The sequence below is a fragment of the Halorussus salinisoli genome (assembly GCA_005239435.1).
GTDB classification, from domain to species: domain Archaea; phylum Halobacteriota; class Halobacteria; order Halobacteriales; family Haladaptataceae; genus Halorussus; species Halorussus salinisoli.
This window is the reverse complement of the sequence record SZNP01000001.1, coordinates 946742-963412: the sequence shown is the minus strand read 5'-3', so window position 1 is coordinate 963412 and position 16671 is coordinate 946742. Positions and strand designations below refer to the sequence as shown.

Here is a 16671-nt window from a genome sequence, read left to right as displayed (position 1 = left end):
GATTATCGATACTTCTTGAAGCCCATGCTCCGGGCGACTTCGCGGAAACACTGCCGACACAGGTAGATGTCGTACTTGCCGACGAGACCCTGCTTTCGACCGCAGCGCTGGCACTCTTCGATCTGGCCGGTGCGCTTGGCGGCGTGTTCTCCGGTCGCCTCGGAGTCGGTTTCGCTTTCACTCATTGTTCGACCTCAACGTCGAAGTTGGATTCGAGGTACGCGACTGCGTCCTCGACATTCAGTTTGTGACCCGACGGCACCGAGCGAGTCACCTTGTCGCGCTTGCTGATGCGGTAACCGGGTCGCACGAGATTGACCGTCACGTCGAGTCCGTAGATGCCGACGTTCGGGTCGTACTCCTGTCCCGGGAACTCGGTGTGCTCTTCGACGCCGAAGCTGAAGTTCCCCGTTTCGTCGAATTGCTTGGCCGAGACGTCGGCCAGCGGCAGCGCCTTTCGGAGGAACTCCTCTGCTTCGTCGTCGCGCATGGTCACCTTCGCGCCGATGGGGTCACCCTGACGGATGCCGAACTCGGGCTTGGTGGACTTGGCCAGCGTTCGCACGCTCTGCTGGCCGGTCACGTCCTCGAGAATGTCCTCGGCGTCCGCGAGTTCGCGGCCGCCCTCGCCGACGCCCATGTGGACGACGACCTTCTCGATGGTCGGTTCGCGCATCTCGTGGAAGTCGGACTCGGCTTCGCTCATTCGTCGTCACCTCCGTCCTCGCGGTCTTCACCGCTCGGGGTTTCCGACGCGTCCGCGTCGCCCACGAAGTTCTCGTCGATGACCACGACGTACTCTTCGACCGTCTCGAAGGTGTCGTCACCGTCGAGGAGTTCGACCACGACGTTGTTCGAGCCGCTACCGGGCGTCACCTGAATCTCGGTGATTTCACCGATTTCGCCCGCGTGTGCGCCTCGAACCGCGGTCACGAGACTGCCTTCCTCGTAGGGGAAGTGAGCGACGACTTCGCTGTCGTCGTTGCTGATGACGATGGAGTCGCCAGCGTCGTACTCGCTCGCGTCTTCGAGGAGCAGGTTCTGCCCGTCGTGGAGGTTGAGCTGGGTCCGGTCGCCAGCGACCTTCGTCTTGTCCTCGATCTTCCCGAGCTTGCTACCGGCGGCGTCGCCGTCGATTTCGGTCAGCGCGAGCCGACCGCCTTCGTCGGGGAAGACGCGGTAGTACTCTTCGCGCTCGGTGAACGCGACGATGTCGAACATCCCGATGGGACGGTCCTCGGCGACGTTCTCGTCACCGTTGACCAGCACGTTCCCTTGGTCGAGAGCGTACCGGGCTTCCTTCCGGGACTGGACGTAGCCCAGCACGTCCCGCAGCAGGATGATGAGGGGAACGCCGTCCTCGCCGTGCGGGCCGGAATCGGCCTTCACGGTGAAGGTTTCGGTCTTGCGCTCGACCGGCCAGGACTTCGGAACTGAGAGTCGTTTCTGATGCTTCGTCATTCGTTCTCACCTCGGAGGCGCGCCTCGCGTCGGTCGTCCTCGAGGTCGAGGTCGGTCACGCGGAGGTTGCTCGCGTCGAGCGGCCGCGGGACCTCTTCGCCGTCTGCCTTCTCGAGGGTAACGTCCTCGACGTGGACGACGGCGTCGCGCAGGTCGACGTTGATGACTTCGCCTTCTTCGCCTGCGAAGTCCCCGCGCATCACTTCGACGGTGTCGCCCGCGTTGACGCGGACGCTGCGGGCGTCGAACTCCTCGCGGAGGTCGTCAGCGAGCGTCGCCTTGACCTGCTCGTGTCGCTCGTGGAGCGAGGCACGCTCGGTCTGGTTTCGCTGTTTGTGTGGTTGCGTAGTCATACTATCATCGTAGCGGTGCTCGCGATACTTCCGAACCGCTCAGCGACTTCCCGCGCGATGGGACCCTTGATTTCGGTCCCGCGCGGTTCCTCCACGTCGTCGATGATGACGGCCGCGTTGTCTTCGAACTTGACGCGGGTGCCGTCGGGACGGCGGATGGACTGTCGCTGGCGGACGACGACTGCTTCCAGCACCTGTCGTCGCATCTCGGGGGTACCCTTCGTGACCGAGACGGTCACTTTGTCGCCGATGCCCGCTTTGGGGTGGCGGCTCTTGGTGCCCGAGTAGCCGGAAACGCTGATGACCTTGAGTTCACGCGCGCCGGTGTTGTCGGCACACGTCAGCAGCGACCCCTTCGAGAGGCCCTGCGTCACGTCGGCTTTGAGCGCTTCCATTATTCTTCACCGTCCGTTTCGTCCTGTTGTTCGGTGCCGCCCGCGCCGAAGCTCCGCGTCGTCTCGAACTGCTCGACGACGACGTGACTCTTCGTCTTCGAAAGCGGTCGGGTCTCTGCGATACGAACCGTGTCGCCGACTTCCAGTTCCATGCAGTCCGGGTGGTGTGCCGGAACGCGGGACCGGCGCTTCATGTACCGGTCGTACTTCGGAACCGGAACGTCGTACTCTCGCTCGACGATCACGGTTTTGTCCATGTCGGTGGAGGCAACCTCTCCTTCGAGTGTCTGGCCGCGCACGGAAAGCGTTCCGTGGAACGGACAGTTCTCGTCGGAGCAGGTTCCCTCCGGTTCTGATACGTTCAGTCCTATTGCCATTTGGAGTCACCTGCCTTCTCGGTACGCAATGCGGGTCGTGAGAGCAGACGCGCGCCATCCACCGTAACGTAGGCCACGCCCTCGCAGTCGCGGGGGCCTCCCCCGGAGTCCGGCGAGACACACTCGCCGGACGGGCCAGACTGACCGGAGCGGACTCCGGCAGTTTCCGACCCACGTTTGGACGCGGTCCCCGACCTCTTGGCGAGGTCGGCGGGTTCATCTGTGAGCGCGAACTCGAACGTGGAGCCCTGCTTTGGTACCTGTCGCACCCGAGCGTCGGACGCGACGCTCAACGTGCCCTGCGTCTCGGCGACGACTCGGCCCTCGATTCCTACGAGGTCCGAGTTCGCCGCGTCCACGACGCGGACGTGAAGTCCGTTGAGCTCGTGTCGCGTCAGATTCTCGGGTGTTAGTGGCATCGTTGTCTTACTCTTCGTCTTCGAGGTCGCCTTCCTCGCGCTGAACCGTCTTGATTCGCGCGATAGTCCGGCGAAGTTCCTTGAATCGGCCGGGGTCCTCCGGTGCGCCACCGGCGGCCTTCACGGCCTTCGCGTTCAGGAGTTCGGTTTCGAGGTCTTCCAGTTCCGACTCTCGCTCTGCGGGAGTCATGTCGCGGATCTCCTCGGTGTGAAGGATGGCCATTATTCGTCACCCTCCTCGGAGTCGCTCTCTTCGTCTTCCATCTCGTCCATGAGGTCTTCGGCTTCCTGCTCGACCTCTTCTTCGAGTTCGTCGAGCTCCTCTTCGACCGACTCGTCGGACTCGGCTTCTTCAGCCGACTCCTCGCTCTCGGTCTCCTCTTCGATGACCTCTTCGACGACTTCCTCGTCGATCTCCTCCTCGCCGGGTTCGGCGGGCTCCTCGCCTGCCTCCTCCTCTTCGCGGAGGTCTTCGAGTTCGTCGTCGGTCGGCTCTTCGAGGAGTTCCTCGACGCCGGCCTGCTCGTTGGCCTCGACGGCCTCGGGGACGATCTCTTCGGGGCTCGCGCCCTCCTGAATCTCGAAGTCGTCGGGCAGGTTGGCTCCCGGCGGGATGATCTTCACGTCCACGCCGATGGTGCCGAGTTTGAGGACCGCGACGCCCTGTCCGTGGTCGACGATGTCCTCGGCGGGTTCGCCGTTGTGCTTGATGTAGCCGCGGTTGAACTTCTCGACGCGCGACCGCGCGCCAGTCACCTTTCCGGAGAGGACGATTTCGGCACCGAGTGCGCCGGCGTCCATGATGCGGTCGATGGTCGTGTGACCGGCCTTCCGGAAGTACCAGCCGCGTTCGAGCGCGTTGGCGAGTCGGTCCGCGACGATGCGGGCGTTGAGGTCCGGTTCGTCCACTTCCTGCACGTCGATTTGCGGGTCTTCGAGGTCGAACCGCTCTTCGAGCTGAGTCGTGATCTTCCGGATGTTCTTCCCGCCCTTGCCGATGACCATACCTGGCTTCTCGGCCTTGAGCACGATCTGAGTGCCCATCGGGGTCTTGGCGACTTCCATGCCACCGTAGCCCGCGCGGCCGAGTTCGTCGGCGAAGAACTCGTCGATCTGGGACCGCTGAAGCCCGTCGTGAATGAACTGTTGTTCGTCTGCCATTATTCTTGCACCTCTTTGAGTACGAGTTCGACGTCTACCTCGGGCGTGTTCCACGCGCTGGCTCGCCCCATCGCTCGGGGTTTGCGGCCCTGCACCTCGCCGATCTTGTGGGCGGCGACGTGCATGATCTCCATCGACTCACCCTCGAAGCCCTGCTCGTCGGCGTTGTTGACGACGTTCTCGATGAGGTCGAGGAAGGCGTTGCTGGCCTTCTCGGGGTAGCGACCGGCGTCCCAGCCGTCGATGTCGCTTCGGTGGCCGACGCCGCTGTTGTGGGACTTGAACGGAACCGACCGCTCGCCGTCGATGACCTGCTGGAGGTACTCGCGGGCCTCCGCTGCAGTCATGCCCTTGATTTCGCGGGCGATGGCTTTGCTGTGCTTGTGGCTCATGTGCCGCTCCCGGAGCATCCCCTTGGCGGTGGTGTCCGGGTCGGTTTCGACGCTGTAACTGATTCCCATGGTTTACTTGAGTGGCACGAACTTCGAGGAGCGGGTCGCGCCGATACCGGCCTGTCCGTGTTCGACCGACGTGCGGGTCAACTGGAACTCGCCGAGGTAGTGGCCCAGCATCTCCGGTTCGACTTCCACGCGCTCGAAGCTCTGACCGGTGTACACTGCGAACGTCTTGCCGACGAACTCCGGCAGAATCGGCATGTTTCGCAGGTGGGTCCGGATCGGGTCGTTGGCCGACCCTTCTTCGGTCGCTTCACGGGCCTCTTCGAGCAGTTTCTCCTGCTCGGTGGACAGACCGCGCTCGATGGTTCGCCGCTGACGTGCGGGAAGCAGTTCCGCGACTTCGTCGACGCTCATGTCCTGCAACTCGTCGAGATCGTAGCCGCGGTAGGTGAACTCACCTTCACGGCCGGTTCGGTATTCGCCTTCGCTCATGGCTCAGTTACCTCCTCGTCCCGTGCGTCGAGACGAGATGTCCCCGACCTTACGCCCCGGCGGAGCGTTCCGCGAGACGGACTTGGGTTGGCCGGGGTGCTGGCGGCCACCGCCACCGAACGGGTGGTCCACGGCGTTCATCGCCACGCCACGGACGTTCGGCCACTTGGTGCCGCGCGCTTTCATCTTGTGATACTTGTTCCCCGCCTTCACCATCGGCTTCTCGGTCCGGCCGCCGCCTGCGACCACGCCGATGGTCGCCCGACAGTCGGGCGAGAGGCGCTTGACTTCACCGCTCGGAAGCTCGACGACTGCGGCGTTGCGGTCGTGCGTGACGAGATTGGCGCTCACGCCGGAGGCGCGAGCGAACTTGCCGCCGTCGCCGGGCTGGCGCTCGACGTTACAGACCGGGACTCCTTCCGGAATCTCGGCTAGCGGCAGCGTGTTGCCCTCCTTGATTTCGGCGCTGACGCCGATCTGGATGGTCTCGCCGACGCCGACGCCTTCGGGCACGAGGATGAGTCGCTGGTCGCCGTCCTCGAACTCGACGGCGGCGACCGGCGCGCTCCGTGCCGGGTCGTGTTCGATGTCCACGATCGTCCCGGAGACGGTGTCGACGTCTTCGGGTTTCTTGTGCGTGAGGTCCGCCTTGTACTGGTGCGAGGGGGCGCGGAACGTCGGCGTCCCGCGACCACGTCGCTGTCCTTGAATTCGTCGTCCCATGTGTCAGAACACCCCGATTCGAGAGGCGACTTCCTGCGCGTCGTCGTCCTCCGAGAGCGTCACCGTGGCTTTCTTGTCACCGTTCATGGTGACCATCGTGTTCACCTTCTCGATGGTGACTTCGTACTGGTTCTCGATCTCCTCGCGGATTTCGGGCTTGTCTGCGTCGAGGTCCACGATGAACTGGAGCTTGTTCTCGAAGTCCATCTCGTTCATCGCCTTCTCGGTGACCCACGGGTACTCGATGACGCTCATCGGTCGGCCACCTCCTCGACTGCACTCTCGGTCCAGACGGTGAGTCGGCCGGGGTGCGTGCCGGGCGCGAGGTCCTCGGCGTTGACTTCCGCTGCGGTCGCAACGTCTGCGCCCGCGAGGTTGCGGGCGGCCTTCGAGGGTTCCTCGCTGGTCACGAACAGGACCGACTTCGGGGTCTTGTACTTGCGACCACGGGTCGTACCCTTACCGGCTCGAACCGTCTTGTTCTCTTCGGCGCGCTCGATGTCGGCGTCCAGGCCGACAGCTTCGAGGAACGAGACGACCTCCTTGGTCTTCACGAGGTCCTCGAAGTCGTCGGAGACGACCAGCGGCAGGTCGGTCTCGTCGTCGAACTGGTGACCGCGCTCGGCCACGAGGTCGGCGTCGGTCGTCGCCGCGATGGCGCTCCGAATCGCCTTCTTGCGCTCTTTCGTGTTGATGTCGAGCGTTCGATCTTTCTCTTCCTTCGGCGGGTGGGCCTTGCGACCCCCGACGGTCTGAGGTACTCGCGCACCCTGACCGTTCGTCCGGGGGACGTGGGCCATCCCGCGACCACTGCCGGGCGACTCCGCCGAGGTTCGCATCCCGGCGTAGTCGTCCGAACCGTAGTCCTGCTTGCGGTTTGCCTGCGCGGCGAGGACGGCTCGCTTAATGAGGTCCGGCCGGACCGTCTTCGAGAACACGTCCGGCAGGTCCACGGAACCGTCTTCCTCGCCGTCGAGGTTGCGAATAGTTGCCTGCATAGTTTATCCCTGGTTCGATTCGGTGCTTACGTACCGCACCTCGGGGTCGAGGCGCGGCTGGTCTTTCGGCCGGATGGCCGGGCGGAAACGCAGGAGGCGCTTGTCCGGACCGGGGACCGAGCCCTTGACCAGCGCGTACGAACCGTCGACTTCGCCGTAGTTGACGAAGCCGCCGTCGACGTTGATGTCGTCGCCCTCACCGAGGTCGATGAGGCGCTTGTTGAGTTCGGTACGCTGGTGGTAGCCGGTCTGGCCCTGCTGGGGCACCGTCGAGCGGACGCGGGACGGGTTCCACGGACCGAGGTTGCCGATCCGTCGTCGCCATCCCTGCCGGGCGTGCTTGCCCTTCCGCTTCTGGACGCCCCATCGCTTGACGGGACCCTGCGTGCCTTTACCTTTCGTAACGCCACTGACGTCCATGTACTCACCCGCGCGGAACACGTCGTTCATGTCGTGTTCCCCGCCGTCGGTGAGGAGGTCCAGCGCGAAGTCGACGCGGTCGTCGAGCGACCCGCCGCCGACGCGACTCTCCATCACGTCGGGCTTCTTCTTCGGAACGCTGGGTATCTCGTCCGGGACGGTGTGGGTGACGACGCGAAGGTCGGCGACGTCGCCGTTCGTAACTGCTTCGCGCAGTTCGTCTTCGGCGGCGTCGACGTCGTAGTCCTCCGGCACGTCAAGCGTGCGCGAGAGGTCGTCGTGGAAGTCGTCGCCCCACACTTCCGTCAGCGGCTTCTTGCCGTACGGCGTGTCTTCGTAGGCTCGCAGAGCGACCGCCCGCATGGGCGGCGTCTCCACGATGGTGACGGGAACGGTCTCCTCCATCCCTTCACGGGGGGAGTCGGACTCGTCGTTGACCATCACCACGTGGCTCATGCCGACCTTGTAACCCGCGAAGCCCTGCAGAGACGGATTGCCGTCTCCTTCGGGCCACGAGTTGAAGCGCGGAACCTCACTGGTCGCGCGCGTCCGGGGGCCAAACCCTAACGAACCTTTGCGTGGTCTGCTTGTTTCTGGCATCGTATCACTTCTCTTTGAGGTTCAGGCAGCCGAGTGTGGCGAACATCGCTTCTTCGGTTCGCACGACCTCGCTGCCTTGATTCGGAACCGCGTTCAGCCAGAGGTCAAACCGGCCGGGTGCGCCCGATTCGACTCCGGACTCCGCGTCCGCCTCGTCCTCCCGGTCGTCGCTCGGCCACTCGTGGGCCAGCGTTTCGGTCGGGAGGTCGAGCATCTCCGGCAGACCGCGACCCGGAGCGCCGAACGCGACGGTCATACCGTCGCGGCCGGTCCGGCCGACCAGTTCGGTCAGCCGCCGGGTCGTCAACTCGACTCCGTGACGGGACGTCCCGATTCGGACGCCCGCGTCGTCGCGGTCGAGAGCCGCCGGAAGGTCCGTGCGCGTCACCGACAAGCCCGAGAGGGGCTCGTCTACGAGCTTCGCACGGACCGGACTTCGCGAAGAGATCCTGACGGTTACGCGCTCCCCCTCGCCGACCTCCATTTCTGGCGGTACGACGAGTGAGATCGGGTGTTGCAGTCCGCAATTGACCCGAACGCGCCCTTCAGGTCCGACCTCGGTCACGATTCCCTGTCTTAACGACCCCGAACCCTCGGATTCGGAGCCGGTCAGTGACGGGGCGCGGAGCGGCGGTAGGACGCCCGCGTACTCCAGTTCGTCCCGCTTGCCGAATACCTCCTTTCGGAGGTAGGGCGGCGTCGCGGCGTAGTTCAGTACGGTACTTACGAACCCGCCACCCCACTTTTCCTCCCCCTCGGGGTCGGGAAAGACCCCGAGGCGGTCGGCCCGGAACACCGTCGCCGCGCGGGCGACGTAGCCGATTTTGCGAGTCGCCTCGCGCTTGTCTTCGGCTTCCCGGACGAGGGATGACGGAACGAGTACGCTGACGGTCATACCGTGACGCTTCGACGCCCCGTCACTAGACTGTAGCGAATCGTACCGGCTTAGTTCTTAAAAGGGTGCCGCTTTGGTTCCGGCCGTGGGGGGCCGTCACAAAGCCCCTAGCGCCGGAAATCGGTGCTTGAATCGTGTCACCGTCTCCCGATTCTACTTCGATTCGGAAGCCTTATTTAGTATCCCGGCATTATCTGGAAATGCAACAGGGCGCTGGTAGTGTAGTGGTATCACGTGACCTTGCCATGGTCGCAACCGGGGTTCAAATCCCCGCCAGCGCACTTCTCTCGGACGTCGACTATCGAGCGACGCTTAACGGTCTATCAGTAACCGGAGGTTGTACGCGTAGAGCACGCCTCTACCCGCCGTCTTCCGTTACGTCCACCTGCCGGGAAGTTCGTCCTCGATCTCTCGTAACAGTTGGAGCAACGGTTCCATTTCGTCGAAGCGCGACCCCTTCGAGACCACCTGATTATCGCGGTCCCACCGGATGAACCCGCGTTCTTCCAGGTAGGGGAGGTGGAGGTGTCGCATCACCACTAACGGGTCGAGTTCTCCCGAATTACGGTCCAGTTCGCCGAAATCGATGCGTGAATCTTCGTGGGGATTCGCCGTCGATAACCCGAGTAACAGTCGGCGTCGCTCGTAGCGTCCTAACGCCTCCAGTCGGTCGTCGCACAACTCCCCTTCCGAACGGTTGCCCATGTCCTTGCTAACGACTCCAAGTATGTGAAACGTTAACAAATTCACGCAGAGTGAGTGTTTTGAGGAATCGAGTGACACTAGACTCCCCGGTGAACGGTCGATGAGTTCGAACTGAATCCGAGGCGACGGACTGCAACGGAGAGAGGTGGAACCACCCGACCGTGACTTCGATTGGTCGGGCGATACTGCTCCGCCGGTTCTACCGATTTCGAACCACTCGGTACCCAACAGCCGAGTCGCTTTTCCACGACCGTGCAGTAAGTTACCACATGAAGCTCGGGACGCGCGACACTCTGCTCACCGCTGGAACGACGGTGCTGTTGCTCGTCGGCGTCGCGCTGATACTCTTCGCGGACGCGATGCTGACCACGGTCGGCATCGTGCTGGTAATCGCCAGTGCTATCGTGTTCCTCGTGGACGTGAAAGACCTCGTCGTCGAGACCGACGATCGTGCGCGCAAGTGAGCGGACTGAAACCGTCGAAGGGTACCCGCAGAATGCGAGCGTAGTCCTTGGACGAGTGATACAGCTGAAGAAATATGTTTCTAAAAGCAATCTATACGAGCCTTAGAAACATCTACTACTGTCTCTACGGTTCCACCCGGCCGACGGGAAGCAAACAGAGCGGGGAGACGGTGACGGACTCCCGAAGACCCACGATTGAGGCCGACAAGCGCACACGAACGCACGACGGATGTCACTCCGAGACGACGCCGAGCGCGAGGTTCGAGAGTTCCACGAGTTCATCGAAGACTGGCTGGCCGGACGCCCACCGGACGCGAGTACGGTCGCGCCGAAGCCGTCCTCCCCGACGACTTCGAGATCGTCTCGCCGACCGGCGAGCGACGCGACGGCCCGCAGATTCGGGCCGACCTCCGGAACGGTCACGGCGCGTTCGCGGACTCGGACCCGGAGTTCGAGATTCGGGTGGCGAACGTTCGCACCCGGGTCGAGCGCGACGAACACTGTCTCGTGACCTACGAGGAGGGGCAACGCATCGACGGCGACTGGGACTGGCGCGTCAGTAGCGGTCTGTTCCGGCGGGCGGCCGACGCGCCGAACGGCGTCGAGTGGGTCCACCTCCACGAGACGCGACTCTCCGAAGACGCCGAACCGCCGACCTAAGCGCGAAAGACTGCGACGACCGCTTCTGGCCGCGGTTACGATTCGCCCCGGCGAGCGAGCAACGCCCCGAGGAGGAGCGCGGCCAGCGCGGCGGGGATTCCGAATCCGGGGATGCCGGGACCGGACCCCTGCCCGCTCTGCTTCGTCCCCCGGTTCTCCTCGTCGTCTATCGCGGCGTCGTCGGACCCGTCGGCCGAGACCGTGAGGACGCCCGCCTCGGTCGAACCCACGGCGACCGCGTGTTCGCCCGCCTCGAACGTCCGGACGAACTCGACCGTCGTCTCCTCGCCGCCGGCGAGCGTCACCTGCTCGGTGGCGACGACCTCGCCGTCCATCGTCAGTTCGACCGTGTACGTTCCCTCGCCCGTTCCGACGTTCTCGACGGTCGCAGTCACCGTGACCTCCTCGCCCATCTCGACCGAGGACGCGTCGAGGGTCGCGTCGCTCACCTCGAACGACGCCGTGGCCAGACCGACGGCGTACGTTCCGGTGGCGTCGGCCGACGCCTCGAACCGGTAGGACCCGTCCTGTTCGTCGACGAACGTCGTCTCGACGTTCGACCACGTACTGTCGTTATAGCGGTACAACGCCACGTTCTCCGGCGAACCAGCGGTCGCGGAGTCTACGTCGAACGCGACCGTCACGGCGTCGAGTTCGGAGTCGCTGATGTACTTCGGCGTCACCGTCAGGTAGCCGAGGGTTTCGTCTGCACCGTCGAAGGCGTCCACGCCGCTCGGAGCGGACCCGGCCGATTCCGCCTCGACGAAGAACCGCGGTTCGGCGTCACTACTCTTCGGAACGAACCTCAGGTCCGTGAAGGTAACGTCCTCGCCGACGAGACCGCCGTCGAACGAGATTTCGCCCGGATTGGACGCGCGGGCGTTCGTGACCTTCCCCTCGGCGTAGGTGTCGGTCAGTTCCGTTATCTCCACGAGCACGGACGGCGGGGGCACGTCGCTGCCGCCTCCACCGCCACCGCCTCCGCTGCCTCCGCCGCCACCGTCACCGGTGGTCTCTTTCTCGATGGTGAACGACGCGGAGTAGTTCTTCGCGTTTCCGGCCTCGTCTTCGAGGGTGACGACCGCCTCGTGGTCACCCGCGTCGAGTCCGGTGGCGTCGTAAGTCGCGTACGAACCCGTGACGGTCGCCGCGTTCTCGTCGGTGACTCGCTGGCCGTCGAAGTACAGTTCGACCGCGCTCGCGTCGACGCCGCTGATGTCGTCGCTGTAGTCGAACCTCACCGTCTTCCGAGTCGTCTCGTGGTCGAAGGTGGCCGTCGGCGACTTGGCGTCCAGGGTCGGCGGCTCCTGGTCGTCGGCGACTGCGCCGTAGGTCGAGAAGTGTTCGACCTCGGTCACCCAGTAGGTTCGCGTCTCGTTGCCGACGGTCCGGTCTTCGACGCTCGTGTCCAGCAGTTCCCACGAGCCGTCGCTCTCGTCGTAGTAGCCGACGTCGACGTGCTTCTCGTCGATGCCCGGCGGGAGTCTCGACTCGTTCGCCGGGATACCGATGGTGGCGTTGTCGAGGTGCTCGGTCAACTTCGTCCCGAGTTCGCCGTTCAGGAAGTTCAGACCCGCGAGGTTCCGCGAGAGTGGTGCGAGCGCGGACCGACTCTCGGTGATGGTCACGGTGCTGGAGAAGTCCGTCTCGTCGGTCCGGAACTCGATGAACAGTCCGGACTTCTCCAGGACGACCGTGACGTTCCTGCTCGTAACGTTCAGCGTCTCGATTTCGGCCGACGAGTTGGTCTTCCCGACGTTTCCGGCCAGGTCGGTACCGCTTGCCGTCACGCTGTAGTTACCGTCGCCCGCGAGAGCGAAGTTCTCCTCCCAGACGTATCCGTCAGCGGTCGTGTTCCGCGTCAGCGTGACCTGCTCGTCGTTTCCGGCGGGTTTTTCGACCGTCGCAGTGGGTACGGACTCCAGCGGTTCGTTACTTGTGAGCGTCACCCTGCCGTCGTTGCCGACTTTCTCGACAGTCGCGCCGAGGACCGGTTCGTCGCGGTCGAGGACGACGGTCGTTTCGGTGGTCGTCACGCCCCGGTTGTCCGCCGGGTCGACCGCGACCGCGTCCACGGTGTAGTTCCCGTCGTCCGGAACGTCCGAGAGGTTGCCGACGCCGGTCCAAGTCGTCCCCCCGTCAGACGGGTCACCCGAAACGGGCACGCGGAAGTTGGTGAAGTCGGCCGACAGGACGAACTTTACCTGCTCGGCCTCGCCGGGCGTCCCGTTCGCAGTCGCTTCGAGACCGACCGTGCCGTTCGTGTAGACCGGACCTTCGGTCGAAGTCGGGTCGGTGGTTGCACCGACGGCGGTAACGGTAGCCGTCGGCTTCTTGTTGTCCACGGTGAGCGTCGTCGCAGTGACGTTCGCGTTCCCGTACGCGTCGGAACTCTGAACGACGACGTCGTACTCGCCGCTCTCGACCGGGGTTCCGCTCGCGTCCGTCGCGTTCCAGTTCACGGTGGTTTGGGTCTCGATATCGCCCGAGGACAGGTCTCGCTCGTGGACGACATCTCCGGAGCTGTTGTCCTCGATTACGAGTTCCGTCGCCTTCGGATGCAGGTCCGTTCGTTCGACGGTGACGGCGGCCGGGTTGTACTGGCTGACCCGCTCGCTCGGCGACGTCGCGACCGAAATCCGCGGCGGTGCAGTGTCGGCACCCCGGAACGCGTCGAACGTCGTTATCTCGACGGTGTCGCCGTTGTCCTCGGTCACCCTGAGCGCGAGGTCGACCGTTCCGATGTACGCGTCGGGGTCGGTGGGAGTCAGAGTCGCTTCGTAGGTGTCGTCGTCGACGCGAGCTATCGACGCCTGCGACCAGTCGCTCGCGTCCTCGGACGGGACCGTGGTGGCGTCTCCGGGCGAAAGCCACGCGGTGACGTTCTCGGCGTCGACCCTGCTCTGGTTGCGAACCGTGAATCGAACTGTCATGGGTTCGATGGGGGCCGTGCCGTCGTGGTTCATTCCCACGACGTTCGCTCGCTCGATCAGCGGCGGAGTGTTGTCCTCGCCCGGCACGTACGTCGTCTCGAACGTCGTGACTGTCCGCTCCGAGAGAGTCTGCTGGTTGTCCGCGTGCATCTCGACCACGATGTCCGTCCCCGAGTCGACCGGAATCGCGTCGTAGTAGCCGCCATCCCCGACGGTCATCTGACCGTACGTCATGTAGTCAGTCGCGCGCAGTTCCGTCGAACCGTCGAGTCGGACTTCCAGAGTCTCGTCCCACTCGAAGTCGTCGAACGTCCTCGTGCCGATGGCCTGCGTAGACTGGGGAACGGCGGTGAAGTTCAGGTTGCCGTCCGAAACGTCCCATCCGGTCACGTTCCCGGTGAGTGGATGCCTGTTGACGTCTCGCTCGACGCGTTCGCCTGGCCGGAATACGTCCGTCTTCCCGTATGTGTTCCACAACGATTCCCCGTAGACGAAGTGCTCGTAGCGTCCACTGTCGGGGGAGACGTACACCGTCTGCGTTCGACGGTCGCCGATGTCGTCGGCCAACGCGAACCGGACCATCGGCTCCCACTCCGTGTTCGACGCGGCCAGCCCGGCCCAGTAGGATTGAGACGCGCTGGTTCGATAGTAACTCGTGTTCTTCGCTGCGAGGTCGTCCTGCTTCACGTCGAACGTTCGGCCGGTCGAAACCCCGGCCGTCCCGTGTATCAAGTGGTAAATCGTCGGCACGTCGTACGAGGGGTCGTCGGTATCGACGTCCGCTTCCGGAACGAGAACGTGTTCGACGCTCACGTTCAGTCGGTCGTCCGTGCTGAAACGCATCGTTTGCGTTCCGACCGACTGGGTGAACACACCACCTGCGTACCACCAGTCGGACGACGTCCGCTTCTCGTACTGGACTTCGACACTCTTGTTGAACAGTCGACCGTGAATCTCGTTCGGCTCCGTCGTGTTCAGATCGTACTCGACGGTGTTGCTCTCGTCGAGCGTGACGGACGTGTCGGACGAAACCGAAACCTCGTGGGAGAGCAGGATGCTCTGGTTGTTGTTCTCGTTGACTCCCGACGAGAGGATGTTGTACGTGCCGTCGCTGAGGAGGTGGTAGGTCGTCGTTCCGTTGTCCAACTGATCGAGTCCGCGGAACCCACTCGTTTTGAACGTTCCCTCCGTGTCGGCGAACAGCCAAATCGGGTCGTCGTCGGCCGAGGTTGTGTCGATTGCGTTCTTCTCGACGGTCACCGTGTGCGCGCGAGCGTACCCGAAGATGCCCGTGTACCGACCGCCGTCGAACGAAAGCCGTCCGGAGTACACGCCAGCGGGGGTATTCGTATCGACCGCGAGACCGAGGTGTGCGGTCTCGCCTCCGGACAGCGTTATCGTGCTCTCGTTGACACTGACTTTGCCGGTGTCGCCCGCGATGGACTCCGCCGACGCGCTGACGTTGAGCGTTACCGACGAATCGCCGAGGTTCTGCACGGTGACGACCCGGGACACGTTCGTGTCGTTCGTGTAGGTCCCGAAGTCGACAGTCCCGGGCGTCACGACGACGTCGCTGTCGACGGCTTCGGTGGCGTTCACCATCCCCGCACCCTGTTTGTACTCGTTCACGTCGGCCGACAGCGGATCCGCTGTCGTCGTGAGCACGCTTTTGACGCGCTGTGGCGACCAGTCGGAGTGCTCGTCGAGCATCAGTGCTGCGGTCCCGCTCACGATGGGTGCGGACATGCTCGTTCCGCTAGCGGACGTGTAGTGGTCGTCCACCGGGTCGCCCATGCTGGTGTCGCTCGCACGAGTACTGACGACGTTCGCTCCGGGCCCCACGACGTCGGGTTTCATGTACAGGCCGTACGGCGTCGGCCCGCGAGACGAGAAACTCGTGATGCCGCCGGATTTGTCGGTCGCACCGACCGTGATGGCGTGTTTCGCGATTCCCGGACTGCCGACCGTTCCGTATCCGTAGTCCCCCGAATTGCCTGCTGAGACGACGACGGGAACCCCGTTGTCGTACGCGTAGTTCACCGCCTCCGAGTACGGGTCGTTCGAGCGGAGTCCGTCCGGTGACCCGCCGAGACTCATACTCAAAACGTCCGCACCGTTATCGACCGCGTGCTCCATGCCGGCGACGATGTCCGAAGTGTATCCGTACCCGTACTTGCCCAGCACCCGAACGTTGTAGAGTTCAGCGTCAGGTGCGATGCCAGTGTATGTGCCGTTGCTCGCACTTCCGTCGCCAGCGATGATACCCGCGACGTGGGTCCCGTGACCGTACTTGTCCTCGGTCGTGCCCTCGCCGGTGAAGTCCTTCTGGTGAACGACTGCGTCGTCGAGGTCGGGATGCGCGTCGTCGATGCCGGTGTCGAGAACGGCAACCGTCACACCATCGCCTGTGACGCCGTACTTTTCACGGGCCTCTTCGCCCGAAACGATGGTCGCTGCATCGTCGAGGTCGACCTCGTATTTCACGTCGAGGTGCACGCGCTCGACTTCTTCACTCTCCGCGAGGGTCCGGTACGCGTTCTTGGCGTCGTCCTTCGAGAGCCGCCCTGCCACGGCATCGATGGTCTCCAACTCGTCCGTCTTCTCTGTCCCGGCAACGGAGTCGAGGACGTCGACGGACCCCTGGTTCCCGTCCGAGTCGGCGTACCGCTTCCGTTGCTCGTGGCTCACGATGACCGGAATCGAACTCGTCTCCTCGTCGGTTGCGTTCTGCTGAACCAGCAGGTCGACGTTGAAGAGGTCCCGGTCGAACGTGTCGAAATCGACCCCTTCGGGGAAAATATAGGTCCCCTTCGGAGTCGAGACCCGTTGCATCGTCACGTTCGAATCGATGCTGTACTCGGTCCGGTTTCCGGTCTCCACGACGGTGACGGTCTGGCCCGTGACGAGTGTCACCCGCTTGGTCGTCGCGTTCTTCGAGAGCGACTCGTTCTCGGTATCTTCGCTTACGGTCGTCGCGTCCGCGCCAGAGATCTCTGCGGGGTGTTCGGTCGTCCTCGCGTGGTCGGTCGTCTGTGAAACGACTCCCGGAGTCGTCGGGGGTCCGGACGTGGTTCGTACGTCCCCGCCGACCGCGGGCGCGACGGCACTGGTCAGAAGCAAAACCGAGAGTAGCAGTGCCGTCACTCCCTCGGTCGTACGACGTTCGCCGTGTCGCGTCGAATCGCCTCTCATGTAGCTACTGACCGACAGATGCCAT

20 protein-coding genes and 1 tRNA gene are annotated in these 16671 nt (G+C 63.9%); 3 read left to right on the top strand and 18 right to left on the bottom strand.

Annotated elements, in window-relative coordinates; genetic code table 11:
- Positions 1–2: 2 nt before the first annotated feature.
- The 16 genes from E2484_RS09165 to E2484_RS09090 are packed head-to-tail and all read right to left on the bottom strand — an operon-like array spanning position 3 to position 8692.
- A complete protein-coding gene (locus E2484_RS09165; RefSeq protein WP_137284894.1) occupies positions 3–185 on the bottom strand; it encodes a 30S ribosomal protein S14 in 183 nt (60 codons plus the stop codon).
- Positions 182–706, bottom strand: a complete 525-nt coding sequence (locus E2484_RS09160) for a 50S ribosomal protein L5 (protein WP_137284893.1) — start codon at positions 704–706, stop codon at positions 182–184. Before E2484_RS09160 ends, E2484_RS09165 begins: the two co-directional genes overlap by 4 nt.
- Positions 703–1461, bottom strand: a complete 759-nt coding sequence (locus E2484_RS09155; protein WP_137284892.1) for a 30S ribosomal protein S4e — start codon at positions 1459–1461, stop codon at positions 703–705. Before E2484_RS09155 ends, E2484_RS09160 begins: the two co-directional genes overlap by 4 nt.
- On the bottom strand, positions 1458–1814 hold the full coding sequence (gene rplX / locus E2484_RS09150) for a 50S ribosomal protein L24 (RefSeq protein ID WP_137284891.1): 357 nt from the start codon (positions 1812–1814) through the stop codon (positions 1458–1460). Before rplX ends, E2484_RS09155 begins: the two co-directional genes overlap by 4 nt.
- Positions 1811–2209: a 50S ribosomal protein L14 gene (locus E2484_RS09145; RefSeq protein WP_137284890.1), complete on the bottom strand. Its 399-nt coding sequence runs from the start codon at positions 2207–2209 to the stop codon at positions 1811–1813. The genes rplX and E2484_RS09145 overlap by 4 nt, the downstream gene beginning before the upstream one ends.
- Positions 2209–2586 (bottom strand): 30S ribosomal protein S17, encoded by a 378-nt coding sequence (locus E2484_RS09140; RefSeq protein WP_137284889.1) that lies wholly within the window; start codon positions 2584–2586, stop codon positions 2209–2211. The genes E2484_RS09145 and E2484_RS09140 overlap by 1 nt, the downstream gene beginning before the upstream one ends.
- Entirely contained in the window at positions 2577–3005 is a 429-nt protein-coding gene (locus E2484_RS09135) for a ribonuclease P protein component 1 (protein ID WP_137284888.1), read from the bottom strand. Before E2484_RS09135 ends, E2484_RS09140 begins: the two co-directional genes overlap by 10 nt.
- Before the next feature lie 7 nt (positions 3006–3012).
- Entirely contained in the window at positions 3013–3228 is a 216-nt protein-coding gene (gene rpmC, locus E2484_RS09130; RefSeq protein WP_137284887.1) for a 50S ribosomal protein L29, read from the bottom strand.
- On the bottom strand, positions 3228–4166 hold the full coding sequence (locus tag E2484_RS09125; RefSeq protein WP_137284886.1) for a 30S ribosomal protein S3: 939 nt from the start codon (positions 4164–4166) through the stop codon (positions 3228–3230). The genes rpmC and E2484_RS09125 overlap by 1 nt, the downstream gene beginning before the upstream one ends.
- Positions 4166–4627 (bottom strand): 50S ribosomal protein L22, encoded by a 462-nt coding sequence (locus tag E2484_RS09120; protein WP_137284885.1) that lies wholly within the window; start codon positions 4625–4627, stop codon positions 4166–4168. Before E2484_RS09120 ends, E2484_RS09125 begins: the two co-directional genes overlap by 1 nt.
- A 3-nt stretch (positions 4628–4630) precedes the next feature.
- Complete coding sequence (locus E2484_RS09115) at positions 4631–5056, bottom strand: 30S ribosomal protein S19 (RefSeq protein WP_137284884.1); 426 nt, start codon at positions 5054–5056, stop codon at positions 4631–4633.
- 3 nt (positions 5057–5059) lie between these two features.
- A complete protein-coding gene (locus E2484_RS09110) occupies positions 5060–5779 on the bottom strand; it encodes a 50S ribosomal protein L2 (protein WP_137284883.1) in 720 nt (239 codons plus the stop codon).
- Positions 5780–5782: 3 nt separating this feature from the next.
- Positions 5783–6034, bottom strand: coding sequence for a 50S ribosomal protein L23 (locus E2484_RS09105; protein ID WP_137284882.1), 252 nt, complete (start codon positions 6032–6034; stop codon positions 5783–5785).
- The gene (gene rpl4p / locus E2484_RS09100) at positions 6031–6777 is read right to left on the bottom strand and encodes a 50S ribosomal protein L4 (protein ID WP_137284881.1); all 747 of its coding nucleotides are present in this window, start codon (positions 6775–6777) and stop codon (positions 6031–6033) included. Before rpl4p ends, E2484_RS09105 begins: the two co-directional genes overlap by 4 nt.
- A gap of 3 nt (positions 6778–6780) precedes the next feature.
- Entirely contained in the window at positions 6781–7797 is a 1017-nt protein-coding gene (locus E2484_RS09095; protein WP_137284880.1) for a 50S ribosomal protein L3, read from the bottom strand.
- Between the two features lie 4 nt (positions 7798–7801).
- Positions 7802–8692 (bottom strand): putative RNA uridine N3 methyltransferase, encoded by an 891-nt coding sequence (locus tag E2484_RS09090; RefSeq protein WP_137284879.1) that lies wholly within the window; start codon positions 8690–8692, stop codon positions 7802–7804.
- Between the two features lie 210 nt (positions 8693–8902).
- Between E2484_RS09090 and E2484_RS09085 the strand changes: the two genes are divergently transcribed.
- Positions 8903–8973 (top strand) — tRNA-Gly (locus tag E2484_RS09085).
- Positions 8974–9067: 94 nt separating this feature from the next.
- On the opposite strand, the gene E2484_RS09080 is transcribed toward E2484_RS09085, so the two are convergent.
- A complete protein-coding gene (locus E2484_RS09080; RefSeq protein ID WP_137284878.1) occupies positions 9068–9397 on the bottom strand; it encodes an ArsR family transcriptional regulator in 330 nt (109 codons plus the stop codon).
- Between the two features lie 269 nt (positions 9398–9666).
- Between E2484_RS09080 and E2484_RS09075 the strand changes: the two genes are divergently transcribed.
- Positions 9667–9861: a hypothetical protein gene (locus tag E2484_RS09075; protein ID WP_137284877.1), complete on the top strand. Its 195-nt coding sequence runs from the start codon at positions 9667–9669 to the stop codon at positions 9859–9861.
- Between the two features lie 195 nt (positions 9862–10056).
- A complete protein-coding gene (locus tag E2484_RS09070; RefSeq protein WP_137284876.1) occupies positions 10057–10521 on the top strand; it encodes a hypothetical protein in 465 nt (154 codons plus the stop codon).
- Between the two features lie 35 nt (positions 10522–10556).
- Here E2484_RS09070 and E2484_RS09065 read toward each other — a convergent pair whose 3' ends face one another.
- A complete protein-coding gene (locus tag E2484_RS09065) occupies positions 10557–16646 on the bottom strand; it encodes a S8 family serine peptidase (protein ID WP_137284875.1) in 6090 nt (2029 codons plus the stop codon).
- Positions 16647–16671 lie beyond the last annotated feature (25 nt).